Raw genomic sequence first — 25,149 nt, forward strand, 5'->3', positions numbered from 1 at the left:
CTTCCTTCCCACATTTTCGGGCAATGCAGACGCTCTCCTTTTACCGTTTTCGCTTCTTTTCCTCATTTCATTCCCTCGTTTTCGGGCAATGTAGTATGTTCTTCCTCTTTGGCGGAGTACAGCAACCTTTCACATATGATTTTCCTCTAATTTACTAACACAGAAAATGTTCGTATTAGGGCAAGCTATTCGAGAATACAGAGGAAGGGATGGATTTCTATGTCTATGGAATGGTTTGATCGTGTAGTTGGAGAGCTGCAGGACCATCTTGAGTCTATTTGCGAAAAATATGATCAGGAAGGCCAGATGGCGGTTGAGAGAGGATCGAAGCATCCAAGGATACAGTTCTTTGTGGATTATGATGATGGTGAAAGAGACTATTTCTATATATTATATTTTGATCCGCATAATGAAGAATTCTATACGGAAACCATTGATGAGGATCTGGAGCAGCCTGCGCGTGTCATTCTTTCGGATATTGATGACATTGTCGATGCGGTTCATGAAGGTTTCCACGATTACATAAACGATGATGAGGATCAGCTTGATGTCGTTTATGCAACGGAAGAGGATGAAACGGTATATTATGAAGACGACGGAATCGATGAAGATGATGAGCTATATGTTGCGGAGCTTATAGACGAAGACGATATCCTTGAGGAAATCGATGTTGAGTGGGAGACACCTGAGGTTACAGCATTTTTAAAAGAGGATGAGGTTGAGGTTACCTACCAGTTCGGCCTTGTTGAGGAGACAGGTGACGGGGTCCTTCGCCGCATCAACCGGATTTGGACCGAGGATGATGAAATGATTAAAGACGAAACGAACTTTATTTTCACTAAGGAAGAGGCTCCAACTATCATCGCGATGATCGCAAGCCATATGGATTCCATGCAGGGATATGAGGATTAAATAGTTTAGGCGGGGGCATAGAATGATGCCTCCGCTTTTTTCGGCTAGTTTCTCACCGATTTTTGCATTTCGGACAACAAAATAACCAATCTACTCATGGATCCGAATTACTTTTATTATGATAACAACAATAATTACGTTTTAAACAGCTCGTCAACGACTGTTTTTAACACTTGAAAAATTTTATTGGCGATTTTCACAATTTTATTGGCGATTTCTTCATTTTATTGGCGATTTTAAATTTTTATTGGCGAAAATCACCCACTTATTGGCGAAAATCAAAATATATTGGCGAACTGGAAATTCAGCCGGTTTTTTCCCAGTTGGAGATCCTCCCTCCCCGCACCTCCCTGCAATAATAAAAAAAGACCCCCAACCAGAGGTTGAGAGCCTTTCCGAAGCGTAAAGATTAACGCTTTGAGAACTGAGGTGCACGACGAGCGCCTTTAAGACCGTATTTCTTACGTTCTTTCATACGAGCGTCACGAGTCAGTAGTCCAGCACGCTTAAGTGTTGGACGGAATTCTGGGTCAGCTTGAAGTAACGCACGAGCGATACCGTGGCGGATTGCGCCAGCCTGGCCAGTGTATCCACCGCCATTTACGTTAACGTGGATATCGTAGCTTCCTACAGTTTCAGTAGCAACAAGTGGCTGCTTAACTACTTCACGTAGAGCTGCGAATGGGATATAGTCTTCAATTTCACGATCATTGATTGTAATTTTTCCAGTGCCTGGTACTAAACGAACTCGCGCAACGGAGCTCTTACGACGACCGGTACCGATATATTGAACCTGTGCCAAGTTAATTACCTCCTCTTAATTATCCGCGAAGTTCGTAAACTTCAGGTTGTTGTGCTTGATGTGGATGCTCGTTTCCAGCATATACATGAAGCTTTTTAAACATTTGGCGTCCAAGAGAGTTCTTTGGAAGCATGCCTTTGATTGCAAGTTCAAGCATCTTTTCAGCGTAGTTAGTACGCATTTCAAGAGCTGTTCTTTGCTTCAATCCACCTGGGTGCATTGTGTGGCGGTAGTAGATTTTATCTGTAAGTTTTTTACCAGTAAGTTCGATCTGTGAAGCATTGATGATGATTACGTGATCACCAGTGTCAACATTTGGTGTGAAAGTTGGTTTATGTTTACCACGTAGAATAGCTGCAACTTCAGTTGAAAGGCGACCAAGAGTCTTGCCTGCAGCGTCAACTACGTACCATTTACGCTCGATATTGTTGGCATTTGCCATAAACGTTGTACGCATGAGTTTCCCTCCTAAATAGTCAAAAAAAAATCAAGTTCATTGTTGGTATATTTTCAAACACGATAAAGCTCTTCCGGGGCTGATCGTGGGTTTAAAATACATACATATGATATCTTAACCTGTGGTTGAGAGATTGTCAACACCAGGATTAGTTGTCATATCATTTTTTTAAAATTTATTTTCGAATTGCTAAAACTTCTTCGTCATAAAAAACCTTCCACAAGTAAAGTCCGTGACCAGGAGCGGTCTTGCCGGCGAGAGTTCGGTCCTGGTTAGCAAGCAGCTGAAGCATGCTGTCAGCGGCTCTCCTGCCTGTCCCTACCTCCAGTAATGTTCCTACAAGTATCCTGACCATATTGTACAGAAAGCCATCACCGACAAACCTGAATACCAGGAACCCGTTCTCCTCGTAAAAATCGATTTCCTTCAGCGTCCTGACCCGGTCTTCTACTTCTGTTTTGGCTGAGCAAAAACTAGTGAAGTCATGTGTCCCTAGCAACTGTTTGCTAGCTTTCCTCATTGCGTCATGATCGAGTTCATACTGGAACTGGTAGGCATAGTTCCGCTGGAAAGGGTCCCGATGCTTGGATAGCAGCAAGAAATAACGGTACTCCTTGCCAACTGCGTCAAAGCGTGCATGAAAATCTGGTTTCGCTAAGTCTACTGAAAGAACGAAAATATCATCAGGCAATAATGAATTTAGCGCTATGTGCCACCTGGCAGGCTCAATTTCAAGCGTTGTGTCGAAATGGATAACCTGGCCGCGGGCATGTACTCCTGCGTCTGTACGGCCAGATGCACTGACCCTGATGCTTGTACCCTTGTTCATCTTTTCCAAAGCCTTTTCCAACTCACCCTGGACAGTCCTTTTGCCAGGCTGCACCTGGTAGCCGGAAAAACCAGTGCCATCGTATGAAATTGTGCATTTGATTCGCGGCATAATGATTACCCTCTTAAAACTATTAATAGAACCGTGACTGCAGCCAGGAACAGAATCATCATAGTATCCGGCATACCCCATGTCAGCAGGCGGTATTTGGTGCGTCCTTCGCCACCCTTGTAGCCTCGTGCCTCCATTGCGACTGCCAGTTCCTCCGCCCGCTTAAACGAACTGATGAACAACGGAATTAGCAATGGAACAATCGCTTTGATTCGGTCTTTGATCGGACCGCTGTTATACTCCACTCCCCTGGCAGTTTGAGCCTTCATGATTTTGTCTGTTTCCTGCATGAGCGTAGGAATGAATCTCAGGGAAATCGACATCATCAAAGCCAGCTCATGGACGGGGAATTTTAATTTCTTTAAAGGATTCAGCAATGTCTCCAGTCCGTCCGTGATTTCGATTGGCGTAGTGGTCAAGGTCAATAGTGACGTGATTAGAATCAGCAGTAGGAACCTTAGAGAAATGAAGATACCTTGCCTGAGACCTTCTTCATATATTTGCAGCCATCCCAATTCGAAGATGACATCGCCTTCTTTTGTCATGAAGATATGGAGTAGGAACGTGAAGATCACCAGAAAAAATACTGGCTTGAGTCCGCCGTATAAGAACCTCAGCGGAATCCTCGACAGACTGACCATAATAAGCGTATAAGCAGCTAACACTCCGTACGTCAAAACATTGTTTGCGATAAATACGACAATCACAAAAAGGAATACGATGATCAGCTTGGAACGCGGATCCATCCGATGAAGGATAGAGTCTCCCGGCACATAACGGCCAAAGATCATTTTTTCCATCATTTTGGACCGCCCCCTTCCATCAACTCTGCCACCATTTCGGCGAGTTCTTCCTCGGAAAGGCTGATTTTGCTGAACTTAGTATTGAAGGCTTCTTCGATCTTCAACTGCAAGCCAACTACTTCCGGTACATCCAGTCCCAATTCCAATAAAGCCTTAGGATCCGAGAAAATCTGTTCAGGCGTCCCTTTTGTAAAAACCTTTCCCTGATGCATGACGACTATATCATCCGCATAGCGGGCAGCATCTTCCATGCTGTGGGTAACAAGTACAGTAGATAGATTTCTTTTTTTATGAAGTGAATAAAATAAGTCCATTATTTCTTTGCGTCCGCGTGGATCCAGACCTGCAGTAGGCTCGTCCAATACAATGACCTCTGGCTCCATTGCCAGCACTCCGGCAATGGCTACACGGCGCATTTGTCCGCCTGAAAGATCGAACGGTGATTTTTCAAGGATTTCTTCCGGTAAACCGACAAGATTGATTGCGGATCTTGCCCGTGCCTTCGCTTCTTTTTCTGTAACGCCAAAATTCATCGGGCCAAACATAATATCCTTTTCGACCGTCTCCTCGAATAACTGATGTTCGGGAAATTGAAAGACAATACCCACCTTCTCGCGGACACCCTTTAAGTTCTTCTCTTTCCGGCCAGCCTTGATTTCCCTGCTTCCGATCAGAACAGAACCTTTTGTCGGCTTCAAAAGCGCATTCAAGTGCTGCAGCACAGTTGACTTGCCTGATCCTGTATGGCCAATAACCGCAAGATACGTTCCTGAAGGTACATCTATGGATACATCTGAAATCGCGAGACGCTCGAATGGGGAATCAGCCTGGTAACGATATTCTACATTTTTGAGTGAGATGTCCATAGTTCCGTCACCAGCTCTTCTTCTGTCAAATATGATTTCGTAAGTGTAATTCCTTTTTCACGCATGATTTTGCTCATTTTTACAGGGAAGGGAATATCCAGACCCAGCTTAATCAGCTCTTCATCCATTTCAAAAATTTCCTCAGGAGTTCCTTCACGGTATAGCTCCCCTTTGTTCATGACGATAATCCTGTCCGCTTTCGCAGCTTCTTCAAGATCATGGGTTATCGAAATGACCGTTATGTTCTCACGATCCTTCAACTCACGAACCGTTTTGATTACCTCTGCACGGCCTTTTGGATCAAGCATGGATGTTGCTTCATCCAAAATAATGATCGACGGCTGCAGTGCAAGCACACCAGCAATGGCAACACGCTGTTTTTGGCCGCCAGACAGATGGTGCGGCTCTTGATTTAGAAAGGTTCCCATATTGACTTTATCAAGTGAAGTCTGCACGCGCTCTACCATTGTTTCTCTAGGTATGCCGTGATTTTCCAGACCAAAAGCCACATCATCGCGAACCGTTGTTCCAACGAATTGGTTATCAGGATTTTGAAAAACCATTCCTACATTTTCTCTTACATCCCATACAGTATCCTCTGACAAAGTGACTCCACAAACCTCAATCGAACCTTGCTGCGGAAATTGCAGGCCGTTTAAAAGCTTTGCAAGCGTAGATTTACCAGATCCGTTATGCCCGACAATCGCAAGCCACTCACCTTCAAATATATCAAAACTGATATTTTTTAACGCGGGAGTATGCTGCCCTACATAACTGAAAGATACATTTTCTATTCTAACTAAGGGTTTGCTCATCTCCGCCCTCCTCTCAACTCTTCTTAACTGGCTCTTCTCTATGTTTTTACTTTTTTATAATATGAAAATTCTTTGTATATAAAAAAAGCCTGCACCTCTCCCCGGGCGGAAGCGATCCGCAACTGCAGGTCCTATTAGGACTGGGGAGAGGTACATGAGCTAGACGAGACAGGCAGAACAGCTCCGGTTATAAATAGATGAAGCATCTATCGCTAACCGATTCAGGAGAGTCCTGAAGTAACCGGCCGATGGGGCCAGTGAACTCTTCTTTCCAAGTGGCCTGCTCATCATAACGCTCGTTTTGGCTTGTGCTGCTTTTTTCAGTTTTCGACAGGGGCTTTTGGCCTCAGTATAAGAAAAAAAGGGGATGAAACAAGTTTGTATAAACTGTCCATCGCCCTTGTTTGAGTGTGTTTAATGGTATTAAACTAACTCGATAATTACCATTGGCGCACCATCACCGCGACGTGGTCCAAGTTTCATAATACGAGTGTATCCACCTTGGCGCTCAGCATAGCGTGGAGCGATGTCAGCGAATAATTTTTGAACTGCATCCTGGTTTGTTTCAGCGTTTGCAACTTCGTTACGAACCCAAGCAGAAGCTTGACGGCGAGCATGAAGATCTCCGCGCTTTCCAAGAGTAATCATTTTCTCAACAACTGAACGAAGCTCTTTCGCACGTGTTTCAGTAGTTTCAATACGCTCATTGATAATCAAATCAGTTGTTAAGTCACGAAGCATTGCTTTACGCTGGGCACTTGTGCGTCCTAACTTTCTGTATCCCATGAGTGTTTCCCTCCTTTGTTGAAGTCATAAACCGGCAGTTTTAGTACTGACAGCAAAATGCCTAGTTAATCTGCATTAACTAGTCATCTTTGCGTAAGCCTAAGCCTAGCTCTTCTAGTTTTGCTTTTACTTCTTCTAGTGATTTTCTGCCAAGGTTGCGAACCTTCATCATATCTTCCTCTGTCTTGTGAGCAAGCTCCTGGACAGTGTTGATACCGGCACGCTTTAAGCAGTTATATGAACGAACAGAAAGGTCAAGTTCTTCAATTGTCATTTCCAGAACTTTTTCCTTTTGGTCTTCTTCTTTCTCTACCATGATCTCAGCATTTTGAGCTTCGTCAGTCAAACCAACAAAAATGTTCAAGTGCTCAGTCAGGATTTTAGAACCTAGTGCAATAGCTTCCTTAGGACCAGTGCTGCCATCTGTCCATACGTCAAATACCAGCTTGTCATAATTCGTCATTTGCCCTACACGAGTGTTTTCTACTTGATAAGTTACGCGTGAAACCGGCGTATAGATTGAGTCGATTGGAATGACACCGATTGGCTGGTCTTCCCGCTTGTTTTGGACAGCAGGATTGTATCCACGGCCTCTTCTTGCAGTGAGGCGCATACGCAATGAACCTTTGCTTGAAAGAGTAGCGATATGAAGATCCGGATTAAGGATTTCAACATCACTATCGTGCGTTATTCCAGATGCAGTTACTGGACCCTCGCCCTGTATGTCGATTTCAAGTGTCTTCTCTTCATCAGAGTAGATTTTCAACGCTAATTTCTTAACGTTTAGAATGATTGATGTTACATCTTCTACGACGCCTTCAATTGTTGAGAACTCATGAAGTACTCCATCGATTTGAATCGATGTGACAGCTGCACCTGGGAGTGAGGATAATAGGATACGACGTAAGGAGTTACCCAAAGTTGTACCATATCCACGCTCAAGCGGTTCTACGACAAACTTGCCGTACTTGGCATCATCGCTGATCTCAACCGTTTCGATTTTTGGTTTTTCTATTTCGATCATCAAATATACCCTCCTTCAAAACGTCGAAACCCCGGCAGGTTCTTTACCTTACCGAAATTCCCCCATGTATACGTTCCCGTTTGTGCACAACAACTGGATTAATGATTTCTGTATACCTAGAAAATATTTGTATCATATCCCATTATAGACAGGACTACAAATTCTATACAGAAAAATTAAACACGGCGACGTTTTGGCGGGCGGCAGCCGTTATGTGGAACCGGAGTTACATCTCTAATAGCTGTAACTTCAAGACCTGCAGCTTGAAGAGCACGAATTGCTGCTTCACGACCTGCACCTGGTCCTTTAACAGTTACCTCTAAAGTTTTCAAACCATGTTCCATGGAAGTTTTAGCTGCAGCTTCGGCTGCCATTTGTGCTGCGAATGGAGTGGATTTACGTGAACCCTTGAAACCAAGCGCACCTGCACTAGACCATGATAATGCATTACCATGTACGTCTGTAATAGTTACGATAGTATTGTTGAAAGTTGAACGAATATGCGCAACTCCACTTTCAATATTCTTTTTGACGCGGCGTTTGCGTGTATTAGTTTTACGAGCCATTTAAATGTTACCCTCCTTTACGTATTATTTTTTCTTGTTAGCTACAGTCTTACGTGGGCCTTTACGAGTACGTGCGTTGTTCTTCGTGTTTTGTCCGCGAACAGGCAATCCACGACGATGACGCAAGCCACGATATGAACCAATCTCCATTAGACGCTTGATGTTTAATGAGATTTCACGGCGAAGGTCACCTTCAACCTTTAACTTGTCGATGATATCACGGATTTTGTTAAGTTCTTCTTCAGTAAGATCGCGAACACGAGTGTCTTCAGAAACACCAGCCTCAGCTAGAACCTTTTCAGCAGTTGGTCTGCCAATTCCGTAAATGTATGTTAAAGCAATAACTACACGCTTTTCACGTGGAATATCTACACCAGCAATACGTGCCATCTAGATGCGCACCTCCTTTAAAATTATCCTTGTTTTTGTTTATGTTTAGGGTTTTCACAGATCACCATAACTTTGCCTTTTCTGCGAATAACTTTACATTTTTCGCAAATCGGCTTAACAGATGGTCTCACTTTCATTACTCTAACCTCCTTGATAGTACGGAGTCACGGTTTATTTAAAGCGGTAAGTAATTCTTCCGCGAGTCAAATCATATGGAGAAAGCTCGACTGTTACTTTATCTCCAGGCAGGATCCGAATGAAGTGCATTCTAATTTTACCGGAAACATGAGCCAACACTGTATGACCATTCTCTAATTCTACCTTAAACATTGCATTAGGCAAAGTTTCTAATACTGTGCCTTCAATTTCAATTACATCATCTTTCGCCATAAACTGGTCTCCCTTCTTTATTCAAATCGTATTAAATCATATACTCCGCGTTGACGGAATGTAGCTCCCTATTTGTGACACGTTCTAAGCAGCAAGCAATTGAGAATAACATTGAGAAATACTCAACCTTATGATTATATCATAAAGCTGGCATCCCGTCCGCATAGAAATCACATTTCCGCCTATTTAAAGACTAACAACAGAGCCAGACGGCCAATCACTTTACTCAGGCTTGGGTTAATATCTCAAAACCAGTTTCTGTGATCGCGATTGTATGCTCAAAATGGGCACACATTTTACCGTCAACCGTTACAACAGTCCAATCATCGGCTAACGTATTAACATAGCGGCTTCCTGCATTCACCATCGGTTCTATACATAGAACCATACCAGGCTTCAGCCTAGGTCCTCTGTTAGGAGGTCCGTAATGAGGAATTTGCGGGTCCTCATGCAATTCTTGCCCAATTCCATGGCCGACATACTCACGAACAATAGAAAAGCCTTCTGATTCCACATACGTTTGAATCGCATGGGAGATGTTCGAAAGACGTTCTCCTGGTTTGGCTTCTTTCAAGCCTCTGAACAAAGACTCTTCAGTAACGTCCAATAGACGCTGGGCTTCCTCATCAATCTTTCCTACCGGGTAAGTCCATGCAGAGTCCCCGTGGTATCCGTTGTACTTTGCTCCGATATCAATACTGATGATGTCGCCTTCATTAAGAACCCGTTCGCCAGGAATCCCGTGAACTAGTTCGTTATTAACTGATGCACAGATGCTGCCGCGAAAACCATTATAACCTTTAAAAGAAGGAGTTGCATCTTGTTTGCGGATGAAATCCTCGGCAATTGCATCCAGTTCTTTAGTTGTAATGCCAGGAGCAATATGCTTTTTCAACTCCTGGTGAGTCATCGCTACAATGCGACCTGCTTCTCGCATAATCTCTATTTCACGAGAGGTTTTACAAACGATCATTAATTTAAGCCCCCAAGCAATTCTTCGATATCAGCAAATACGACATCAATGTCTTGCTGACCGTTAATATTGCGTAAGTAGCCTTTATCTTCATAGAAGTTCAACAGAGGCTTTGTTTGCTGGACATTTACATCCAGACGGTTTTGAACAGTTTCGGCGTTGTCATCAGCGCGCTGGTAAAGCTCGCCGCCACAACGGTCACAAACGCCTTCCTTTGCAGGAGGGTTGAACACAAGGTGGTAGGTAGCGCCGCAGTTCTTACAAATCCTGCGTCCTGTCAGACGTTCCATTAAGATGCTTTGATCAACATCAATGTTGATGACAAAATCGATTTTTTTGCCAAGATCAGCAAGCATAGTATCCAGAGCTTCAGCCTGCGCTACTGTGCGTGGGAATCCATCTAAGAGGAATCCATTTTCACAGTCAGCTTTGCTTAAGCGCTCACGGACTATCCCGATTGTTACTTCATCAGGAACTAGCTCTCCTTTGTCCATAAATGATTTCGCCTGTAATCCAAGTTCCGTTCCTTCTTTGATAGCTGCACGGAACATATCTCCTGTTGAGATATGAGGGATGTTGTATTTACCAACAATTTTATCGGCTTGCGTGCCCTTCCCGGCACCCGGAAGCCCCATCAGAACCAAATTCACAAGATTTCCCCCCTCAGTCTCTATTAAAGATTCAGGGAACTAGAGAGTCCCCTAAATCTTATTTTATAAAGCCTTTATAATGGCGTTTTACAAGCTGAGCTTCAAGCTGCTTCATCGTTTCAAGCGCAACGCCGACCACGATCAGCAAGCTTGTTCCGCCAATCTGTACGGATTGAGGCAGACCAGCAAATTGAATGAAAAATACTGGCAGCACAGAGATTACCGAAAGGAAAATCGCGCCAACGAATGTCAGACGGTATAGAACCCTAGTCAGGTACTCCTGTGTGTTTTTGCCCGGACGGATGCCTGGGACATATCCACCTTGCTTCTTCAGGTTTTCGGCAACCTGTTCAGGATTCACCTGGATGAACGCATAGAAATACGTGAACGCAATGATCAATGCCACATATACGATCATGCCGATCGGCTGTGTATAATCAAACGTCTTCTGGATCCAAAGTGTCACATCATTAGTGCCGAAGAACTGAGCGATTGTCGGAGGTGTAACGATAAACGAAATCGCAAAGATGACTGGGATGACACCAGCAGCATTCACTTTCAATGGAAGGTGAGTGTTCTGGCCGCCAACCGCGTTGTTTCCTGCGCTCATGCGTTTAGCGTACTGGATTGGTATTTTACGTGTTGCCTGCTGGATGAAGATAACACCCACTACGATTGCGATAACAGCCAATAGAATAAGCAGCATAGTCACAATGCGAAGGAACAATGCGTCCCCTGCATCAGAGAATTGCTGTGCATAGATCTGGTTGGCCATTGTCGGAATACCAGCAACGATACCTGCAAAGATAATGATTGAAATACCGTTTCCTACGCCTTTTGCTGTGATTTGCTCACCGAGCCACATAAGAAATGCAGTTCCAGCAGTCAAAACCGTAGCAATCAGCAAGTAAGTATCGATACCGGCATTCTGGATCAATAATCCGCCTGCCATATTGTTAAAGCCATAAGACATACCGAGGGCCTGGATGAAACCGAGAACGATCGTGAAATAGCGGGTAAACTGAGCTAATTTACGGCGACCGACTTCTCCTTGTTTCGACCATTCAGTAAACTTTGGCACAACATCCATCTGCAAGAGCTGGATGATGATTGAAGCAGTGATGTACGGCATGATTCCCATCGCGAAGATGGAGAAGTTCTGCAGCGCACCGCCACCGAAAGTATTCAGCACACCGAAGACACTCATGTCATCCTGTGCTTTCAAAATATCTGCATTTACGCTTGGTACAGGAATAAATGTACCAAGTCGAAATACAATCAACATTAAAAGGGTGAAGAGAATTTTATTTCTAATTTCACCCACGCGCATAAAATTGGAGATTGTCTGGAACATTAAATCACCTCAGTTTGACCGCCGGCAGCTTTGATCGCTTCTTCGGCTGCAGAGGAGAACTTATGAGCTTTAACAGTTAGTTTCTTTTCAAGGCTTCCTTTAGCAAGTACTTTAATACCCGCTAATTCTTTCCTGACAAGACCTGTTTCAATTAAAAGTTCTGGAGTCACTTCAGTTCCATCTTCGAATACGTTCAAAGCATCAAGGTTAACGACTGCGTACTCTTTGCGGTTGATGTTCGTGAAACCGCGTTTCGGCAAGCGTCGGAATAAAGGAGTTTGACCACCTTCAAAACCAGGGCGTACACCGCCGCCAGAACGAGCGTTTTGACCTTTATGACCTTTACCAGCAGTTTTACCTTGACCAGAACCGATACCACGTCCAAGACGTTTGCGTTCTTTACGGGAACCTTCTGCAGGCTTTAATTCATGAAGTTTCATGTTGGCACCTCCTTATTTTAAAAAGGATAAATTATTTTTCGTTTACAGTAACAAGGTGAGAAACTTTGTTGATCATGCCGCGGATTGCTGCATTATCTTGTTGCTCAACTGTTTGGTTCATTTTACGTAAGCCAAGAGCCTTAACTGTTTCGCGCTGATCTTGCGGACGACCGATCAGACTGCGAGTGAGGGTAATTTCTAATTTGTTAGCCATTTGATTTCCCTCCTTATCCTAACAGTTCTTCCACAGATTTACCGCGAAGTTTTGCTACGTCTTCTGCACGCTTAAGTTGAGATAGACCTTCAAGAGTTGCACGAACCATGTTGATTGGAGTGTTAGTTCCAAGTGACTTAGACAGAATGTCAGCAACACCTGCTAATTCTAGTACCGCACGAACTGGTCCGCCAGCGATAACTCCTGTACCTTCAGAAGCAGGCTTCAGAAGGATTTCACCAGCACCAAAGTGTCCGATAACCTGGTGTGGAATTGTAGTACCAACCATAGGTACTTGGATTAGGTTCTTCTTCGCATCTTCGATAGCTTTGCGAATCGCTTCAGGTACTTCTTGTGCTTTACCAGTACCCATCCCGACATTACCGTTTTTATCTCCTACTACTACAAGAGCAGAAAAACGGAAACGGCGTCCACCTTTAACAACTTTAGCAACACGGTTAATCGTAACTACGCGTTCTTCAAGTTCAAGTTTGTTTGGATCAATACGACGCATCTTTGTATGTCCCTCCTTTTTTTATTAAAATTCTAAGCCGTTTTCGCGGGCAGCATCAGCAAGTGCCTGGATGCGGCCATGATAGAGGTATCCGCCACGGTCAAATACTACTGACTTATAACCTTTTTCCACAGCACGCTTAGCGATCAATTCACCAATTTGCTTTGCTGCTTCCAGGTTATTGCCTTCAACATTAACTTCTTTATCTAAAGTAGAAGCACTCGCTAGAGTTACTCCCTTTACATCGTCGATTAGTTGAGCATAAATGTGCTTGTTTGAACGGAACACATTTAGACGAGGACGAGCTTCAGTTCCGCTAAGTTTCGCACGGACACGACCGTGTCTTTTACGGCGAGTAGCGTTTTTATCAGCCTTCGTAATCATTTACGTCACTCCTTTCGTTAACCTATGCGGCATTACTTACCTGTTTTACCTTCTTTGCGGCGTACATATTCGCCTTCATAACGAATACCTTTGCCTTTGTAAGGCTCTGGTGGACGTACGTCACGGATGTTAGCAGCCAATGCGCCAACACGCTCTTTATCAGTTCCCTTTATAATCACCTTAGTGTTTGAAGGAACTTCGATCTCAAGGCCTTTTTCTGCCTCGATTTCAACTGGATGAGAGTATCCTACGTTAAGTACAAGCTTGTTACCTTGCTTAGCTGCACGGTAACCGACACCTACTAGCTCAAGACCTCTTTCGAATCCTTTAGATACACCCTCAACCATGTTAGCAAGAACCGCACGAGTCGTTCCGTGCAATGCACGATGTTCTTTGTTATCAGTTGGACGAGAAATGTTGATTACGTTCTCTTCAATCTTGATTTCGATGTCAGAGTGAAAAGTACGAGACAATTCACCTTTTGGTCCTTTTACTGTTACGTGATTGTTATCAAGAGTAACAGTAACACCAGCTGGAATTTCAATTGGTTTTTTACCTACGCGTGACATTTGTTGCACCTCCATTCATTCAGAAAAATCTATTACCAAACGTATGCTAGAACTTCTCCGCCCACTTGCTTAGCGCGAGCTTCTTTGTCAGTTAAAACGCCGTTTGAAGTTGATACTAGAGCGATACCTAAACCGTTAAGTACACGTGGTACTTCAGTTGATTTTGCATAAACGCGAAGTCCTGGCTTACTGATTCTCTTAAGACCAGTGATAACACGCTCATTGTTTGCACCGTACTTCAAGAAGATACGGATGATACCTTGCTTATTGTCTTCGATATATTCAACGTCACGCACGAAACCTTCACGCTTAAGGATCTCAGCGATTTCTTTTTTAATGTTAGAAGCAGGTACTTCTAGTTTTTCGTGACGAACCATATTCGCGTTACGAATACGAGTTAGCAAATCTGCAATCGGATCTGTCATGACCATTTAATTTACCTCCTTCCAGAGCTTTCAGTTTTACCAGCTAGCTTTTTTCACACCAGGAATTTGTCCTTTGTATGCTAATTCACGGAAACAAATACGGCAAAGCTTAAATTTGCGGTATACAGAGTGCGGACGGCCGCAGCGCTCACAGCGAGTGTACTCTTGTACTTTATATTTAGGCGTGCGTTTTTGTTTCGCAATCATTGATTTCTTAGCCACGTTTTCGCCTCCCTCTTATTAGAGATTACTTTTGAAATGGCATTCCGAATTGTGTTAATAGTTCACGAGCTTCTTCATCAGTGTTAGCAGTCGTTACAATAACAATGTCCATGCCACGTACTTTATTTACTTTATCGTAATCAATTTCAGGGAAGATTAACTGTTCTTTAACACCAAGTGTGTAGTTACCGCGACCGTCGAAAGACTTCTTAGAAATCCCGCGGAAGTCACGTACACGTGGTAAAGATACTGAAATTAACTTGTCGATGAATTCGTACATGCGCTCACCGCGAAGTGTTACTTTCGCGCCGATTGGCATACCTTCACGAAGACGGAAGCCAGCGATTGATTTCTTAGCACGAGTCACGACTGGCTTTTGGCCTGTGATTGTAGCTAATTCCTCAACTGCAACATCAAGAGCTTTAGCGTTGGCAACAGCGTCACCTACACCCATGTTGATTACGATCTTTTCAAGTTTAGGAACTTCCATGATTGACTTATAGTTAAACTTGCTCATAAGAGCAGGAGTAATTTCATTGTTGAACTTTTCTTTTAGGCGGTTCATCGATTGTACCTCCCTTCTTCAATAGACTATTTATCTAGAACTTCACCGGATTGTTTAGCAACGCGTACCTTCTTGCCGTTCTCGACAGTGTAACCAACTCGGGTTGGCTTGCCGGATTTCGGATCTACAGGCATTACGTTTGATACATGGATAGGTGCTTCCTGGTTCAAGATTCCACCTTGTGGATTTACTTGAGAAGGCTTAGCGTGTTTTTTCACGATATTGATTCCTTCAACAAGAACACGGCTTTGCTTTGGATAAGCTTCAAGGATGATCCCTGTTTTGCCTTTGTCCTTACCAGAGATGACCATTACTTTGTCACCTTTTTTTACATGCATCTGTGTGCACCTCCTTAAAGGCATTTGAAATAGATTATAGTACTTCTGGAGCTAATGAAACGATCTTCATGAAGTTGTTGTCACGAAGCTCACGTGCAACTGGTCCGAAGATACGAGTACCACGAGGACTCTTATCGTCACGGATGATTACACAAGCATTCTCGTCAAATTTGATGTAAGAACCGTCTGTACGGCGCATACCAGTTTTTGTACGAACGATAACTGCTCTGACAACGTCACCTTTTTTAACAACGCCACCTGGTGTTGCTTGTTTTACTGTGCAAACGATAACGTCTCCAATATTAGCAGTCTTACGGCCAGAACCGCCCAAAACTTTAATAGTAAGAACCTCACGAGCACCTGAATTGTCAGCAACTTTTAAACGTGTTTCCTGTTGGATCATGCGAGTAACCTCCCTTCGGAATAAACCTTAATCCGAACAATTAGATAATAACAGCTTTTTCCACCACTTCTACAAGGCGGAAACGTTTTGTGGCAGATAGCGGACGAGTTTCCATGATACGTACTACGTCGCCGATTTTTGCCTCGTTTTGCTCATCATGAGCTTTGAATTTCTTAGAGTATTTTACACGCTTGCCGTATAATGAATGCTTTTTGTATGTTTCAACAAGAACAGTAACAGTTTTGTCCATCTTGTCAGATACAACGCGTCCAGTATAAACTTTGCGTTGGTTGCGTTCACTCATTGTGAGAACCTCCTCTCAATTATCTGTTAACGCCGATCTCTCGTTCACGAATTACAGTTTTCATGCGAGCAATCGCTTTGCGTACTTCACGAATGCGAGCTGTGTTTTCAAGTTGTCCAGTCGCTAATTGAAAGCGCAGGTTGAATAGCTCTTCTTTTAATGATTTAACTTTTTGTTCAATTTCAGCAGTGGTAAGGTCACGAATGTCATTAGCTTTCATTAGATTCACCACCAATTTCTTCTCGTTTAACAAACTTGCACTTTACAGGAAGTTTGTGTGCAGCAAGGCGTAATGCTTCACGTGCGATCTCTTCAGAAACGCCAGCAACCTCAAACATTACTTTGCCTGGTTTAACAACTGCTACCCAACCTTCAGGAGCACCTTTACCAGAACCCATTCGGACTTCTAGAGGCTTTGCAGTATATGGCTTGTGAGGGAAAATCTTGATCCAGACTTTACCGCCACGTTTCATGTAACGAGTCATTGCAATACGGGCAGATTCGATTTGACGGTTCGTGATCCAAGAAGCTTCAAGAGCTTGCAAACCGAATTCACCGAAGTTTACTTCAGTACCGCCTTTGGCTTGACCGCGCATCTTGCCACGGTGTTGACGGCGATATTTAACGCGTTTAGGCAATAACATATTATTTGCCTCCTTCCTCTTTTTTCTTCTTCGTAGGAAGGACCTCTCCACGATAAATCCATACTTTAACGCCTAGCTTACCGTAAGTTGTATCTGCTTCAGCAGTAGCATAATCGATATCGGCACGAAGAGTATGAAGTGGAACTGTTCCTTCGCTGTAATGTTCTGAACGAGCGATGTCTGCACCGCCAAGACGGCCGGATACCATAGTCTTGATACCTTTAGCGCCAGCACGCATTGCACGTTGGATAACTTGCTTCTGTGCGCGACGGAAAGATACGCGGTTTTCCAATTGGCGTGCGATGTTTTCAGCAACCAATTTCGCCTCGATATCAGCTTTTTTGATTTCAAGAATGTTTATATGAACACGTTTGCCTGTAAGTTCGTTTAGCGCTTTACGAAGTGCTTCAACTTCTGTACCACCCTTACCGATAACCATTCCTGGCTTCGCTGTGTGGACAGTTACATTCAAGCGGTTTGCAGCGCGCTCGATTTCTACTTTAGAAAGAGATGCATCGCGTAAACGCTTAGTGATGTACTCACGAACCTTAAGGTCTTCGTGTAAAAGATCAGCGTAGTCTTTGCCTGCGTACCATTTTGATTCCCAATCACGGATGATTCCGACACGCAAACCGACTGGATTTACTTTTTGACCCACTGATTATCCCTCCTTCTTTTCTGATAAAACGATAGTAATATGGCTAGTACGTTTGTTAATAGCACTTGCACGGCCCATAGCACGTGGACGGAAACGTTTCAACGTTGGTCCTTCGTTAGCGTAAGCTTCCGATACGACAAGGTTATTAACATCCATCTCATAGTTGTGCTCTGCGTTTGCTAATGCAGATTTTAACACTTTATCTACGATTGGAGAAGCTGCCTTAGGGGTAAGGTTTAAGATAGCTACCGCTTCACCAACTTGCTTTCCTCGAATTAAATCTAGAACTAGTCGAGCTTTACGAGGAGCAATACGAACTGTTCTTGCAACAGCTTTAGCTTGCATTTGGATGCCCTCCTCTCATTAACGTCTTGTTTTCTTATCGTCATTACCATGTCCTTTGTAAGTACGAGTTGGAGCGAATTCTCCAAGCTTGTGGCCTACCATGTCTTCAGTGACATAAACAGGTACATGTTTGCGACCATCGTAGACAGCAATCGTGTGTCCGATGAATTGTGGGAAGATCGTTGAACGGCGAGACCAAGTCTTAACAACTTTCTTCGCTTCAGTTTCATTTAACTTTTCGATCTTTGTGATTAAGTGCTCATCAACAAAAGGTCCTTTTTTTAAGCTACGACCCATGATTGAACCTCCCTTCGTGATTGCCCTACGGTTCCCGCGAACCGTAGCTCAATCCCGTTATTTTTTACGACGACGTACAATAAACTTGTCGGATTTGTTCTTCTTCTTGCGAGTCTTGAAACCAAGAGTCGGCTTGCCCCATGGTGACATTGGTGATTTACGTCCGATTGGGGAGCGTCCTTCACCACCACCGTGTGGGTGATCGTTAGGGTTCATTACAGATCCACGAACTGTTGGGCGCTTGCCTAACCAGCGTGAACGACCTGCTTTACCGATGTTGATCAATTCGTGTTGTTCGTTACCAACTTGACCTACAGTTGCACGGCACTCAGAAAGGATCATACGTACTTCGCCTGAGTTCAAACGAATCAATACATATTTGCCTTCTTTACCAAGAACCTGTGCAGAAGTACCTGCAGAACGAACTAATTGTCCGCCTTTGCCAGGCTTCAATTCGATGTTGTGTACTACTGTACCAACTGGGATGTTTGCTAGTGGAAGAGCGTTACCTACTTTAATGTCAGCTGTTGGGCCAGACATAACTTCCATACCTACTACTAGGTTTTTAGGAGCTAGGATGTATCTCTTTTCACCATCCACATAATTAATTAACGCAATGTTTGCTGAACGGTTTGGATCATACTCAATTGTGGCAACGCGTCCTGGAATGCCATCTTTTGTACGTTTAAAGTCGATGATTCTGTACTGACGCTTATGGCCGCCACCTTGATGACGAACAGTTAACTTACCCTGGTTGTTACGACCGCCTTTTCTGTGCAACGGAGCAAGCAAGGATTTTTCCGGCTTGTCAGTTGTAATCTCAGCAAAATCAGATGCTGTCATATTACGACGACCGTTGGAGGTAGGTTTGTACTTTTTAATCGCCATTTCGTTTCCCTCCTCTTCTTATTGGATTATTATACTTCGAAGAATTCGATTTCTTTGCTGTCTTGAGTAAGTTTAACGATCGCTTTACGACGCTTATTTGTGTAACCGCCGAACTTGCCCATACGCTTGAACTTACCTTTGTAATTCATGATGTTAACTTTTTCAACGTTTACGCCGAAAATAGTTTCAATCGCGTCTTTAACTTGAGTTTTGTTAGCTCTAGTGTCAACTTCGAAAGTGTACTTCTTTTCAGTCATTAGATCAGAAGAACGTTCTGTTATAACGGGGCGCTTAATGATATCGCGTGCATCCATTATGCAAGCACCTCCTCTACTTTTTCAACAGCTGCTTTTGTCATGATCAGCTTATCATGATTTAGAACATCCAATACGTTGATTCCATCAGCAGTAACAACAGTTACTCCAGGAATGTTACGTGCTGAAAGTGCTACGTTCTCTTCAAGACCTGCTGTTACGATCAGGACTTTCTTATTAACAGAAAGACCGCTAAGTACAGTTTTGAATTCCTTTGTCTTTGGAGCTTCAAAAGCAAGGCTTTCAAGAACAAGGATGTTTTCAGAATGTACTTTTGATGATAAAGCAGATTTGATTGCTAAACGACGAACTTTTTTAGGTAATTTATAGCTGTAGCTGCGTGGAACAGGACCGAATACAGTACCGCCACCGCGCCATTGTGGAGAACGGATAGAACCCTGACGCGCACGTCCAGTTCCTTTTTGTTTCCACGGCTTACGTCCACCGCCCGCTACTTCAGAACGAATTTTAGTTTTATGAGTTCCTTGACGTAATGAAGCTCTCTGCATTACTACTGCTTCGAACATTACGTGGTTGTTAGGCTCAATACCAAATACTGAATCGTTAAGTTCGATATCTCCAACTTGTGAACCAGCTTGGTTAAATAATGCTACTTTAGGCATTCTTGTTTCCTCCTTTCCTGTAAAAATTACTTAGCTTTTACAGCAGCTTTGATTTTTAGAAGGGCTTTTCTAGCGCCAGGAACGTTTCCTTTGATTAGAAGAAGGTTACGCTCTGCGTCAATTTTAACGATTTGCAGGTTTTGAACAGTGATCTGCTCTCCACCCATGCGTCCAGGTAGAAGTTTACCTTTGAATACGCGGTTTGGAGCAACAGGACCCATTGAACCAGGGCGGCGGTGGTAACGAGAACCGTGAGCCATTGGTCCGCGAGATTGTCCGTGGCGCTTGATTACACCTTGGAAACCTTTACCCTTTGAGATTCCTGTAACATCTACGATATCGCCTTCTGCGAAAATATCAACTTTGACTTCCTGACCAACTTCATATCCTGCTACATCGACTCCGTTTAATTCTTTTACGAAGCGCTTAGGAGCAGTGTTTGCTTTTGAAACGTGGCCTTTTTCAGGTTTGTTAGAGAGCTTTTCGCGCTTGTCTTCAAAGCCAAGCTGAATTGCTTCGTAGCCATCTGTCTCAGCAGATTTCACTTGAAGCACTACGTTTGGAGAAGCTTCTACAACAGTAACCGGGATAAGGTCGCCGTTTTCAGCAAATACTTGAGTCATACCAATCTTTCTTCCTAAGATTCCTTTGGTCATTTCAGTCACACCTCCTGTGAATTATAATGTTTATTTATTAAAGTTTGATTTCGATATCTACACCTGATGGCAGGTCTAAACGCATTAGTGAATCGACCGTTTGCGGAGTCGGATTGATGATGTCAATCAGACGCTTATGCGTACGCATTTCGAACTGCTCACGGGAATCCTTGTACTTATGCACCGCACGAAGAATTGTGTAGATTGACTTTTCTGTAGGTAGTGGGATTGGACCAGACACCGCCGCACCAGAACGTTTTGCAGTTTCAACAATTTTCTCTGCAGATTGATCAAGAATCCTGTGATCATAAGCTTTCAAACGGATACGAATTTTTTGTTTTGCCATTACTTTCCCTCCTTTTCGCCTATTTTAAAATAGACATTCTCCGCGAAAATTTCCCACACACTCGCCATGGCAAAGCGGCCGGGTGTGTCAGCAACCTTTCGCATCATCGCAGTCAAAGACCAACATTGTCTATTATACATAAAACATAACCCAAATGCAAGAAGTATTCCGCTTTTTAATTATGTTTAACACACTTTTACTATTATAGCGGTCGCTACTGCATTTTACAAGTAGGGAAAGAGATTTCTAACTATTTGGACGTGAAGAAAATAATTCCTGTAGTGCGTGGGGTGATTAAGTTGGTGAAAACATGCGGCGTTTTGGATTGAAGATATATTGAAGATATATTATAGAAGAAACTGATTTGAGTTTTGGTTTGGATATTATTAATTTGTGTGCGAGGAGTAAGGTGATTCCTAGCTCATTTAACTCAAATTGAAGTCTGGTGATCTAAAAGTACAGAATCTGATGAAGATCGCATAATTATTGACGATAAACTCTCTGGTTTCCTTCTTATCCGCACATTATTGGCCTTAATGTGACGATAAACTCTCTGGTTTCCTTCTTATCCGCACATTATCGGCCTTAATGTGACGATAAACTCTCTGTTTTCCTTCTTATCCGCACATTATCGGCCTTAATGTGACGATAAACCTGCTTGATGCTTCTTTATACGCACATTGTTACATTTGATGAAACCAAGATTTGTTTGTTTCTCCAACAACGGACTATATTCTATTACCAATATCATAAATACTCTTTTCTGAAATATTTAACCAGAATTCTTTCAACTTCTACTACAAAAGATAAATAAAAAAGCAGCTGGATCGTCATCCAGCTGCTTGCATTGTTATTATTAAAATTACTCTTGAATAGAAGCTACAACGCCAGCGCCTACAGTACGGCCGCCTTCACGAATTGAGAACTTAGTTCCTTCTTCGATAGCGATTGGAGCGATTAGTTCAACAGTCATTTCGATGTTGTCGCCAGGCATAACCATTTCTACGCCTTCAGGAAGGTTACAAATACCAGTTACATCAGTTGTACGGAAGTAGAACTGTGGACGGTAGTTTGTGAAGAATGGAGTGTGACGTCCACCTTCTTCTTTTGAAAGAACGTATACTTCAGCAGTAAACTTTGTGTGTGGCTTAACAGAACCTGGCTTAGCAAGTACTTGACCACGTTGGATATCTTCACGAGCTACCCCACGAAGAAGTGCACCGATGTTGTCTCCAGCTTCTGCATAGTCAAGAAGCTTACGGAACATTTCTACTCCTGTTACAGTAGTAGATTTTGGCTCTTCAGTCATACCGATGATTTCGATTACGTCACCGACTTTAACTTGTCCACGCTCAACACGACCAGTAGCAACTGTTCCACGGCCAGTGATTGAGAATACGTCCTCAACAGGCATCATGAATGGCTTGTCAGTGTCACGTGTTGGTGTTGGGATGTACTCATCAACTGCAGCCATAAGCTCAGTGATTTTTTCTTCCCATGCAGCATCGCCTTCAAGAGCTTTAAGAGCAGAACCTTTGATAACTGGAATGTCATCGCCAGGGAAGTCGTATTCAGAAAGAAGGTCACGTACTTCCATTTCTACTAATTCAAGAAGTTCTTCGTCGTCAACCATATCACACTTGTTCATGAATACAACAAGGAAAGGTACGCCTACCTGACGAGAAAGAAGGATGTGCTCACGAGTTTGTGGCATTGGGCCATCAGCAGCAGAAACAACAAGAATTCCGCCATCCATTTGAGCAGCACCAGTGATCATGTTCTTAACATAGTCAGCGTGTCCTGGGCAGTCAACGTGTGCATAGTGACGAGTTTCAGTTTCATACTCAACGTGTGCAGTTGAGATTGTAATTCCACGCTCGCGCTCTTCTGGAGCAGCGTCGATTTGGTCATATCCGCGTGCTTCACCGCCGCCTACTTTAGAAAGTACAGTAGTGATAGCAGCAGTTAGAGTAGTTTTACCATGGTCAACGTGACCAATTGTACCAATGTTAACGTGTGGCTTAGAACGATCGAATTTAGCTTTTCCCATTAGAAAAATCCTCCTTTAATATATGAAAATTAAGTATATTTAATGTGCCGTGGAACAGGAGCACCTATTCCACAGCGTTATGCTTACATTAGTAGTTATACTTGATTAATAGGTGAAAATCAATTATTCACCTTTATTTTTTTTGATGATTTCTTCAGAAACAGATTTAGGAACTTCTTCGTAGTGGTCGAAGTGCATTGAGAACACACCACGTCCTTGTGTACTTGAACGAAGGGCAGTTGCATATCCGAACATTTCTGAAAGTGGAACCATCGAACGGACAACTTGAGCGTTACCACGAGCATCCATACCTTCGACGCGTCCGCGACGAGCAGTAATCATACCCATGATATCTCCAAGATATTCTTCAGGGATAACAACTTCAACCCTCATGACAGGCTCAAGGATAACTGGCTTACACTTGGAAGCCGCATTCTTAAGTGCCATTGAAGCAGCGATTTTAAACGCCATTTCAGAGGAGTCAACATCGTGGTAAGAACCGTCAAACAGTCTTGCCTTGATGTCAACAAGTGGATATCCTGCAAGAACTCCGCGATCTAGAGCATCTTCAAGACCAGCTTGAACAGCTGGGATGTATTCACGTGGAACTACACCACCGACGATGCCGTTTACGAATTCAAAGCCTTTTCCTTCATCGTTTGGAGAGAACTCGATCCAAACGTGTCCGTATTGACCACGTCCACCGGACTGACGAGCAAATTTACCTTCAACGTTAGCTGATTCGCGGAAAGTTTCACGGTATGCAACCTGAGGTGCACCTACGTTTGCTTCCACTTTAAATTCGCGCTTCATACGGTCAACGATGATATCAAGGTGAAGTTCACCCATTCCAGCGATGATAACCTGTCCAGTTTCCTGGTCAGTGTGTGCGCGGAATGTAGGATCTTCTTCTTGAAGCTTTTGCAATGCAGTTGTCATCTTGTCCTGGTCAGCTTTTGACTTAGGTTCAACTGATAACTGGATTACTGGTTCAGGGAACTGCATGGATTCAAGAATAACTAGATTCTTTTCATCACATAGAGTGTCACCTGTAGTAGTATCTTTCAAACCTACAGCTGCAGCGATGTCGCCTGCGTAAACCGTTGAGATTTCCTGACGGCTGTTCGCGTGCATCTGAAGGATACGTCCAATACGCTCACGCTTTCCTTTGGTAGAGTTCTGGACATATGAACCAGAATCAAGAGTACCAGAGTAAACGCGGAAGAATGTTAATTTACCAACATAAGGGTCAGTCATAACTTTGAACGCAAGTGCTGAGAATGGTTCGCTATCATCAGAGTGACGCTCAACTACGTCTTCTGTGTCCGGAAGATGGCCCTGGATCGCAGGTACATCAAGCGGAGATGGTAGGTAGTCAATAACAGCGTCAAGCATTAGCTGAACACCTTTATTTTTGAATGCTGAACCACAGATAACTGGGTAGAATTCAACATTTGTTGTACCTTTACGGATTGCAGCTTTGATCTCTTCGACTGTAAGCTCTTCTCCACCAAGGTATTTTTCCATTAACTCTTCATCAAGCTCAGCTACCGCTTCAACTAACTTTTCACGGTATTCTTCAGCTTTAGCCATATATTCTTCTGGAATTTCCCCAACAGTGATTTCTGTACCAAGGTCATTACCGTAGAAGATTGCTCTCATTTCAACTAGGTCGATGATTGCTTCGAACTCATCTTCAGCACCGATCGGAAGTTGGATCGGGTGAGCATTAGCTTGTAGACGATCATGAATAGTTGATACAGAGTATAGGAAGTCCGCGCCTAGTTTATCCATTTTGTTAACGAATACTACACGTGGAACTCCATAAGTTGTAGCCTGGCGCCAAACTGTTTCTGTTTGAGGCTCAACACCTGACTGTGCGTCAAGTACTGCTACTGCACCATCAAGTACACGAAGTGAACGTTCAACTTCAACAGTGAAGTCTACGTGTCCTGGTGTATCGATGATGTTTACGCGGTGTTCTTTCCAAGAAGCTGTTGTTGCAGCAGAAGTGATCGTGATTCCACGCTCTTGTTCCTGCTCCATCCAGTCCATTTGAGAAGCACCTTCGTGTGTTTCGCCGATTTTGTGAATACGGCCAGTATAATAAAGAACACGCTCAGTTGTTGTTGTTTTACCAGCATCAATATGAGCCATGATCCCAATATTACGAGTTTTTTCTAAGGAGAACTCTCTTGCCATTTGGTCTTTCTCCTTCCTAG

Annotated in this window: 39 protein-coding genes; 1 reads left to right on the forward strand and 38 read right to left on the reverse strand. The window is 43.4% G+C overall.

Features of this window, described 5'->3' with window-relative positions; all coding sequences use genetic code 11:
* The first annotated feature begins 219 nt into the window (after positions 1–219).
* Positions 220–912: a hypothetical protein gene (locus tag TY49_RS13795; RefSeq protein ID WP_041966503.1), complete on the forward strand. Its 693-nt coding sequence runs from the start codon at positions 220–222 to the stop codon at positions 910–912.
* A 409-nt stretch (positions 913–1,321) separates the two neighbouring features.
* Here the strand turns inward: TY49_RS13795 and rpsI are convergent, their stop codons facing one another.
* The 38 genes from rpsI to fusA all read right to left on the reverse strand — a co-directional run bounded on the left by rpsI (position 1,322) and on the right by fusA (position 25,129).
* Positions 1,322–1,714, reverse strand: coding sequence for a 30S ribosomal protein S9 (gene rpsI, locus TY49_RS13800; protein ID WP_023626399.1), 393 nt, complete (start codon positions 1,712–1,714; stop codon positions 1,322–1,324).
* A 19-nt stretch (positions 1,715–1,733) separates the two neighbouring features.
* Positions 1,734–2,171, reverse strand: a complete 438-nt coding sequence (gene rplM / locus TY49_RS13805) for a 50S ribosomal protein L13 (protein WP_041966504.1) — start codon at positions 2,169–2,171, stop codon at positions 1,734–1,736.
* Between the two features lie 175 nt (positions 2,172–2,346).
* The gene (gene truA / locus TY49_RS13810) at positions 2,347–3,111 is read right to left on the reverse strand and encodes a tRNA pseudouridine(38-40) synthase TruA (protein ID WP_041966505.1); all 765 of its coding nucleotides are present in this window, start codon (positions 3,109–3,111) and stop codon (positions 2,347–2,349) included.
* 5 nt (positions 3,112–3,116) lie between these two features.
* Positions 3,117–3,914: an energy-coupling factor transporter transmembrane component T family protein gene (locus TY49_RS13815; RefSeq protein ID WP_041966506.1), complete on the reverse strand. Its 798-nt coding sequence runs from the start codon at positions 3,912–3,914 to the stop codon at positions 3,117–3,119.
* Entirely contained in the window at positions 3,911–4,780 is an 870-nt protein-coding gene (locus TY49_RS13820) for an energy-coupling factor ABC transporter ATP-binding protein (RefSeq protein WP_041966507.1), read from the reverse strand. The genes TY49_RS13815 and TY49_RS13820 overlap by 4 nt, the downstream gene beginning before the upstream one ends.
* The gene (locus tag TY49_RS13825; protein WP_041966508.1) at positions 4,756–5,595 is read right to left on the reverse strand and encodes an energy-coupling factor ABC transporter ATP-binding protein; all 840 of its coding nucleotides are present in this window, start codon (positions 5,593–5,595) and stop codon (positions 4,756–4,758) included. Before TY49_RS13825 ends, TY49_RS13820 begins: the two co-directional genes overlap by 25 nt.
* 423 nt (positions 5,596–6,018) lie before the next feature.
* Positions 6,019–6,381 (reverse strand): 50S ribosomal protein L17, encoded by a 363-nt coding sequence (gene rplQ, locus TY49_RS13830; RefSeq protein WP_041966509.1) that lies wholly within the window; start codon positions 6,379–6,381, stop codon positions 6,019–6,021.
* A gap of 79 nt (positions 6,382–6,460) precedes the next feature.
* A complete protein-coding gene (locus tag TY49_RS13835; protein ID WP_041966510.1) occupies positions 6,461–7,405 on the reverse strand; it encodes a DNA-directed RNA polymerase subunit alpha in 945 nt (314 codons plus the stop codon).
* A gap of 176 nt (positions 7,406–7,581) precedes the next feature.
* Entirely contained in the window at positions 7,582–7,971 is a 390-nt protein-coding gene (gene rpsK, locus TY49_RS13840) for a 30S ribosomal protein S11 (RefSeq protein ID WP_041966511.1), read from the reverse strand.
* Between the two features lie 24 nt (positions 7,972–7,995).
* Complete coding sequence (gene rpsM, locus TY49_RS13845; protein ID WP_041966512.1) at positions 7,996–8,361, reverse strand: 30S ribosomal protein S13; 366 nt, start codon at positions 8,359–8,361, stop codon at positions 7,996–7,998.
* A gap of 23 nt (positions 8,362–8,384) precedes the next feature.
* Positions 8,385–8,498 (reverse strand): 50S ribosomal protein L36, encoded by a 114-nt coding sequence (rpmJ, locus tag TY49_RS13850; RefSeq protein ID WP_003156543.1) that lies wholly within the window; start codon positions 8,496–8,498, stop codon positions 8,385–8,387.
* A 34-nt stretch (positions 8,499–8,532) separates the two neighbouring features.
* Positions 8,533–8,751, reverse strand: coding sequence for a translation initiation factor IF-1 (infA, locus tag TY49_RS13855; RefSeq protein WP_019157108.1), 219 nt, complete (start codon positions 8,749–8,751; stop codon positions 8,533–8,535).
* Positions 8,752–8,977: 226 nt separating this feature from the next.
* Positions 8,978–9,724 carry a type I methionyl aminopeptidase gene (gene map / locus TY49_RS13860; protein ID WP_041966513.1) on the reverse strand — a complete coding sequence of 249 codons (747 nt, stop codon included), beginning with the start codon at positions 9,722–9,724 and terminating at the stop codon, positions 8,978–8,980.
* Positions 9,724–10,374, reverse strand: coding sequence for an adenylate kinase (locus tag TY49_RS13865; RefSeq protein ID WP_041966514.1), 651 nt, complete (start codon positions 10,372–10,374; stop codon positions 9,724–9,726). Before TY49_RS13865 ends, map begins: the two co-directional genes overlap by 1 nt.
* A gap of 58 nt (positions 10,375–10,432) precedes the next feature.
* The gene (gene secY / locus TY49_RS13870) at positions 10,433–11,728 is read right to left on the reverse strand and encodes a preprotein translocase subunit SecY (RefSeq protein ID WP_041966515.1); all 1,296 of its coding nucleotides are present in this window, start codon (positions 11,726–11,728) and stop codon (positions 10,433–10,435) included.
* Positions 11,728–12,168, reverse strand: coding sequence for a 50S ribosomal protein L15 (gene rplO, locus TY49_RS13875; protein ID WP_041966516.1), 441 nt, complete (start codon positions 12,166–12,168; stop codon positions 11,728–11,730). The genes secY and rplO overlap by 1 nt, the downstream gene beginning before the upstream one ends.
* A 31-nt stretch (positions 12,169–12,199) precedes the next feature.
* Positions 12,200–12,382, reverse strand: a complete 183-nt coding sequence (rpmD, locus tag TY49_RS13880) for a 50S ribosomal protein L30 (RefSeq protein WP_023626413.1) — start codon at positions 12,380–12,382, stop codon at positions 12,200–12,202.
* 13 nt (positions 12,383–12,395) lie between these two features.
* Entirely contained in the window at positions 12,396–12,896 is a 501-nt protein-coding gene (gene rpsE / locus TY49_RS13885; protein WP_041966517.1) for a 30S ribosomal protein S5, read from the reverse strand.
* Between the two features lie 24 nt (positions 12,897–12,920).
* Positions 12,921–13,280, reverse strand: coding sequence for a 50S ribosomal protein L18 (rplR, locus tag TY49_RS13890; RefSeq protein ID WP_023626415.1), 360 nt, complete (start codon positions 13,278–13,280; stop codon positions 12,921–12,923).
* Between the two features lie 32 nt (positions 13,281–13,312).
* A complete protein-coding gene (gene rplF, locus TY49_RS13895) occupies positions 13,313–13,849 on the reverse strand; it encodes a 50S ribosomal protein L6 (protein ID WP_041966518.1) in 537 nt (178 codons plus the stop codon).
* Positions 13,850–13,881: 32 nt separating this feature from the next.
* Positions 13,882–14,280 carry a 30S ribosomal protein S8 gene (gene rpsH / locus TY49_RS13900; RefSeq protein WP_023626417.1) on the reverse strand — a complete coding sequence of 133 codons (399 nt, stop codon included), beginning with the start codon at positions 14,278–14,280 and terminating at the stop codon, positions 13,882–13,884.
* A gap of 30 nt (positions 14,281–14,310) precedes the next feature.
* Positions 14,311–14,496, reverse strand: coding sequence for a 30S ribosomal protein S14 (rpsN, locus tag TY49_RS24285; protein ID WP_009499044.1), 186 nt, complete (start codon positions 14,494–14,496; stop codon positions 14,311–14,313).
* Between the two features lie 25 nt (positions 14,497–14,521).
* Positions 14,522–15,061: a 50S ribosomal protein L5 gene (gene rplE / locus TY49_RS13905; protein ID WP_041966519.1), complete on the reverse strand. Its 540-nt coding sequence runs from the start codon at positions 15,059–15,061 to the stop codon at positions 14,522–14,524.
* A gap of 26 nt (positions 15,062–15,087) precedes the next feature.
* A complete protein-coding gene (rplX, locus tag TY49_RS13910; protein ID WP_041966520.1) occupies positions 15,088–15,399 on the reverse strand; it encodes a 50S ribosomal protein L24 in 312 nt (103 codons plus the stop codon).
* Between the two features lie 34 nt (positions 15,400–15,433).
* Positions 15,434–15,802 (reverse strand): 50S ribosomal protein L14, encoded by a 369-nt coding sequence (rplN, locus tag TY49_RS13915; RefSeq protein WP_023626420.1) that lies wholly within the window; start codon positions 15,800–15,802, stop codon positions 15,434–15,436.
* A gap of 40 nt (positions 15,803–15,842) precedes the next feature.
* A complete protein-coding gene (gene rpsQ, locus TY49_RS13920) occupies positions 15,843–16,106 on the reverse strand; it encodes a 30S ribosomal protein S17 (RefSeq protein WP_041966521.1) in 264 nt (87 codons plus the stop codon).
* Between the two features lie 19 nt (positions 16,107–16,125).
* Positions 16,126–16,326 carry a 50S ribosomal protein L29 gene (rpmC, locus tag TY49_RS13925; protein WP_023626422.1) on the reverse strand — a complete coding sequence of 67 codons (201 nt, stop codon included), beginning with the start codon at positions 16,324–16,326 and terminating at the stop codon, positions 16,126–16,128.
* Entirely contained in the window at positions 16,316–16,750 is a 435-nt protein-coding gene (rplP, locus tag TY49_RS13930) for a 50S ribosomal protein L16 (protein ID WP_023626423.1), read from the reverse strand. The genes rpmC and rplP overlap by 11 nt, the downstream gene beginning before the upstream one ends.
* A 1-nt stretch (position 16,751) precedes the next feature.
* A complete protein-coding gene (rpsC, locus tag TY49_RS13935; protein WP_023626424.1) occupies positions 16,752–17,408 on the reverse strand; it encodes a 30S ribosomal protein S3 in 657 nt (218 codons plus the stop codon).
* Between the two features lie 3 nt (positions 17,409–17,411).
* Entirely contained in the window at positions 17,412–17,753 is a 342-nt protein-coding gene (rplV, locus tag TY49_RS13940) for a 50S ribosomal protein L22 (protein WP_023626425.1), read from the reverse strand.
* Positions 17,754–17,771: 18 nt separating this feature from the next.
* The gene (gene rpsS, locus TY49_RS13945) at positions 17,772–18,050 is read right to left on the reverse strand and encodes a 30S ribosomal protein S19 (RefSeq protein WP_023626426.1); all 279 of its coding nucleotides are present in this window, start codon (positions 18,048–18,050) and stop codon (positions 17,772–17,774) included.
* A 57-nt stretch (positions 18,051–18,107) separates the two neighbouring features.
* On the reverse strand, positions 18,108–18,938 hold the full coding sequence (gene rplB, locus TY49_RS13950) for a 50S ribosomal protein L2 (RefSeq protein ID WP_041966522.1): 831 nt from the start codon (positions 18,936–18,938) through the stop codon (positions 18,108–18,110).
* Positions 18,939–18,967: 29 nt separating this feature from the next.
* Positions 18,968–19,252 (reverse strand): 50S ribosomal protein L23, encoded by a 285-nt coding sequence (gene rplW / locus TY49_RS13955; RefSeq protein ID WP_041966523.1) that lies wholly within the window; start codon positions 19,250–19,252, stop codon positions 18,968–18,970.
* On the reverse strand, positions 19,252–19,875 hold the full coding sequence (gene rplD, locus TY49_RS13960; RefSeq protein WP_041966524.1) for a 50S ribosomal protein L4: 624 nt from the start codon (positions 19,873–19,875) through the stop codon (positions 19,252–19,254). Before rplD ends, rplW begins: the two co-directional genes overlap by 1 nt.
* 26 nt (positions 19,876–19,901) lie before the next feature.
* Entirely contained in the window at positions 19,902–20,531 is a 630-nt protein-coding gene (gene rplC, locus TY49_RS13965) for a 50S ribosomal protein L3 (RefSeq protein WP_041966525.1), read from the reverse strand.
* Between the two features lie 37 nt (positions 20,532–20,568).
* Entirely contained in the window at positions 20,569–20,877 is a 309-nt protein-coding gene (gene rpsJ, locus TY49_RS13970) for a 30S ribosomal protein S10 (RefSeq protein WP_009791329.1), read from the reverse strand.
* An 862-nt stretch (positions 20,878–21,739) separates the two neighbouring features.
* Positions 21,740–22,927 (reverse strand): elongation factor Tu, encoded by a 1,188-nt coding sequence (gene tuf, locus TY49_RS13975; protein WP_041966526.1) that lies wholly within the window; start codon positions 22,925–22,927, stop codon positions 21,740–21,742.
* Positions 22,928–23,050: 123 nt separating this feature from the next.
* Positions 23,051–25,129: an elongation factor G gene (gene fusA / locus TY49_RS13980; RefSeq protein ID WP_041966527.1), complete on the reverse strand. Its 2,079-nt coding sequence runs from the start codon at positions 25,127–25,129 to the stop codon at positions 23,051–23,053.
* Between the last annotated feature and the right edge of the window lie 20 nt (positions 25,130–25,149).

It is taken from the genome of Mesobacillus selenatarsenatis SF-1, from assembly GCF_000813125.1.
Lineage (GTDB): Bacteria > Bacillota > Bacilli > Bacillales > Cytobacillaceae > Mesobacillus > Mesobacillus selenatarsenatis.

Coding starts and splice junctions, on each gene's coding strand:
- TY49_RS13795 (WP_041966503.1), top strand. CDS start 220: ATGTCTATGGAATGGTTTGATCGTGTAGTTGGAGAGCTGCAGGACCAT.
- rplM (WP_041966504.1), bottom strand. CDS start 2,171: ATGCGTACAACGTTTATGGCAAATGCCAACAATATCGAGCGTAAATGG.
- truA (WP_041966505.1), bottom strand. CDS start 3,111: ATGCCGCGAATCAAATGCACAATTTCATACGATGGCACTGGTTTTTCC.
- TY49_RS13815 (WP_041966506.1), bottom strand. CDS start 3,914: ATGATGGAAAAAATGATCTTTGGCCGTTATGTGCCGGGAGACTCTATC.
- TY49_RS13820 (WP_041966507.1), bottom strand. CDS start 4,780: ATGGACATCTCACTCAAAAATGTAGAATATCGTTACCAGGCTGATTCC.
- TY49_RS13825 (WP_041966508.1), bottom strand. CDS start 5,595: ATGAGCAAACCCTTAGTTAGAATAGAAAATGTATCTTTCAGTTATGTA.
- rplQ (WP_041966509.1), bottom strand. CDS start 6,381: ATGGGATACAGAAAGTTAGGACGCACAAGTGCCCAGCGTAAAGCAATG.
- TY49_RS13835 (WP_041966510.1), bottom strand. CDS start 7,405: ATGATCGAAATAGAAAAACCAAAAATCGAAACGGTTGAGATCAGCGAT.
- rpsK (WP_041966511.1), bottom strand. CDS start 7,971: ATGGCTCGTAAAACTAATACACGCAAACGCCGCGTCAAAAAGAATATT.
- rpsM (WP_041966512.1), bottom strand. CDS start 8,361: ATGGCACGTATTGCTGGTGTAGATATTCCACGTGAAAAGCGTGTAGTT.
- rpmJ (WP_003156543.1), bottom strand. CDS start 8,498: ATGAAAGTGAGACCATCTGTTAAGCCGATTTGCGAAAAATGTAAAGTT.
- infA (WP_019157108.1), bottom strand. CDS start 8,751: ATGGCGAAAGATGATGTAATTGAAATTGAAGGCACAGTATTAGAAACT.
- map (WP_041966513.1), bottom strand. CDS start 9,724: ATGATCGTTTGTAAAACCTCTCGTGAAATAGAGATTATGCGAGAAGCA.
- secY (WP_041966515.1), bottom strand. CDS start 11,728: ATGTTCCAGACAATCTCCAATTTTATGCGCGTGGGTGAAATTAGAAAT.
- rplO (WP_041966516.1), bottom strand. CDS start 12,168: ATGAAACTTCATGAATTAAAGCCTGCAGAAGGTTCCCGTAAAGAACGC.
- rpmD (WP_023626413.1), bottom strand. CDS start 12,382: ATGGCTAACAAATTAGAAATTACCCTCACTCGCAGTCTGATCGGTCGT.
- rpsE (WP_041966517.1), bottom strand. CDS start 12,896: ATGCGTCGTATTGATCCAAACAAACTTGAACTTGAAGAACGCGTAGTT.
- rplR (WP_023626415.1), bottom strand. CDS start 13,280: ATGATTACGAAGGCTGATAAAAACGCTACTCGCCGTAAAAGACACGGT.
- rplF (WP_041966518.1), bottom strand. CDS start 13,849: ATGTCACGCGTAGGTAAAAAACCAATTGAAATTCCAGCTGGTGTTACT.
- rpsH (WP_023626417.1), bottom strand. CDS start 14,280: ATGGTCATGACAGATCCGATTGCAGATTTGCTAACTCGTATTCGTAAC.
- rplE (WP_041966519.1), bottom strand. CDS start 15,061: ATGAACCGCCTAAAAGAAAAGTTCAACAATGAAATTACTCCTGCTCTT.
- rplX (WP_041966520.1), bottom strand. CDS start 15,399: ATGCATGTAAAAAAAGGTGACAAAGTAATGGTCATCTCTGGTAAGGAC.
- rplN (WP_023626420.1), bottom strand. CDS start 15,802: ATGATCCAACAGGAAACACGTTTAAAAGTTGCTGACAATTCAGGTGCT.
- rpsQ (WP_041966521.1), bottom strand. CDS start 16,106: ATGAGTGAACGCAACCAACGCAAAGTTTATACTGGACGCGTTGTATCT.
- rpmC (WP_023626422.1), bottom strand. CDS start 16,326: ATGAAAGCTAATGACATTCGTGACCTTACCACTGCTGAAATTGAACAA.
- rplP (WP_023626423.1), bottom strand. CDS start 16,750: ATGTTATTGCCTAAACGCGTTAAATATCGCCGTCAACACCGTGGCAAG.
- rplV (WP_023626425.1), bottom strand. CDS start 17,753: ATGCAAGCTAAAGCTGTTGCAAGAACAGTTCGTATTGCTCCTCGTAAA.
- rpsS (WP_023626426.1), bottom strand. CDS start 18,050: ATGGGTCGTAGCTTAAAAAAAGGACCTTTTGTTGATGAGCACTTAATC.
- rplB (WP_041966522.1), bottom strand. CDS start 18,938: ATGGCGATTAAAAAGTACAAACCTACCTCCAACGGTCGTCGTAATATG.
- rplW (WP_041966523.1), bottom strand. CDS start 19,252: ATGGATGCACGCGATATCATTAAGCGCCCCGTTATAACAGAACGTTCT.
- rplD (WP_041966524.1), bottom strand. CDS start 19,875: ATGCCTAAAGTAGCATTATTTAACCAAGCTGGTTCACAAGTTGGAGAT.
- rplC (WP_041966525.1), bottom strand. CDS start 20,531: ATGACCAAAGGAATCTTAGGAAGAAAGATTGGTATGACTCAAGTATTT.
- rpsJ (WP_009791329.1), bottom strand. CDS start 20,877: ATGGCAAAACAAAAAATTCGTATCCGTTTGAAAGCTTATGATCACAGG.
- tuf (WP_041966526.1), bottom strand. CDS start 22,927: ATGGGAAAAGCTAAATTCGATCGTTCTAAGCCACACGTTAACATTGGT.
- fusA (WP_041966527.1), bottom strand. CDS start 25,129: ATGGCAAGAGAGTTCTCCTTAGAAAAAACTCGTAATATTGGGATCATG.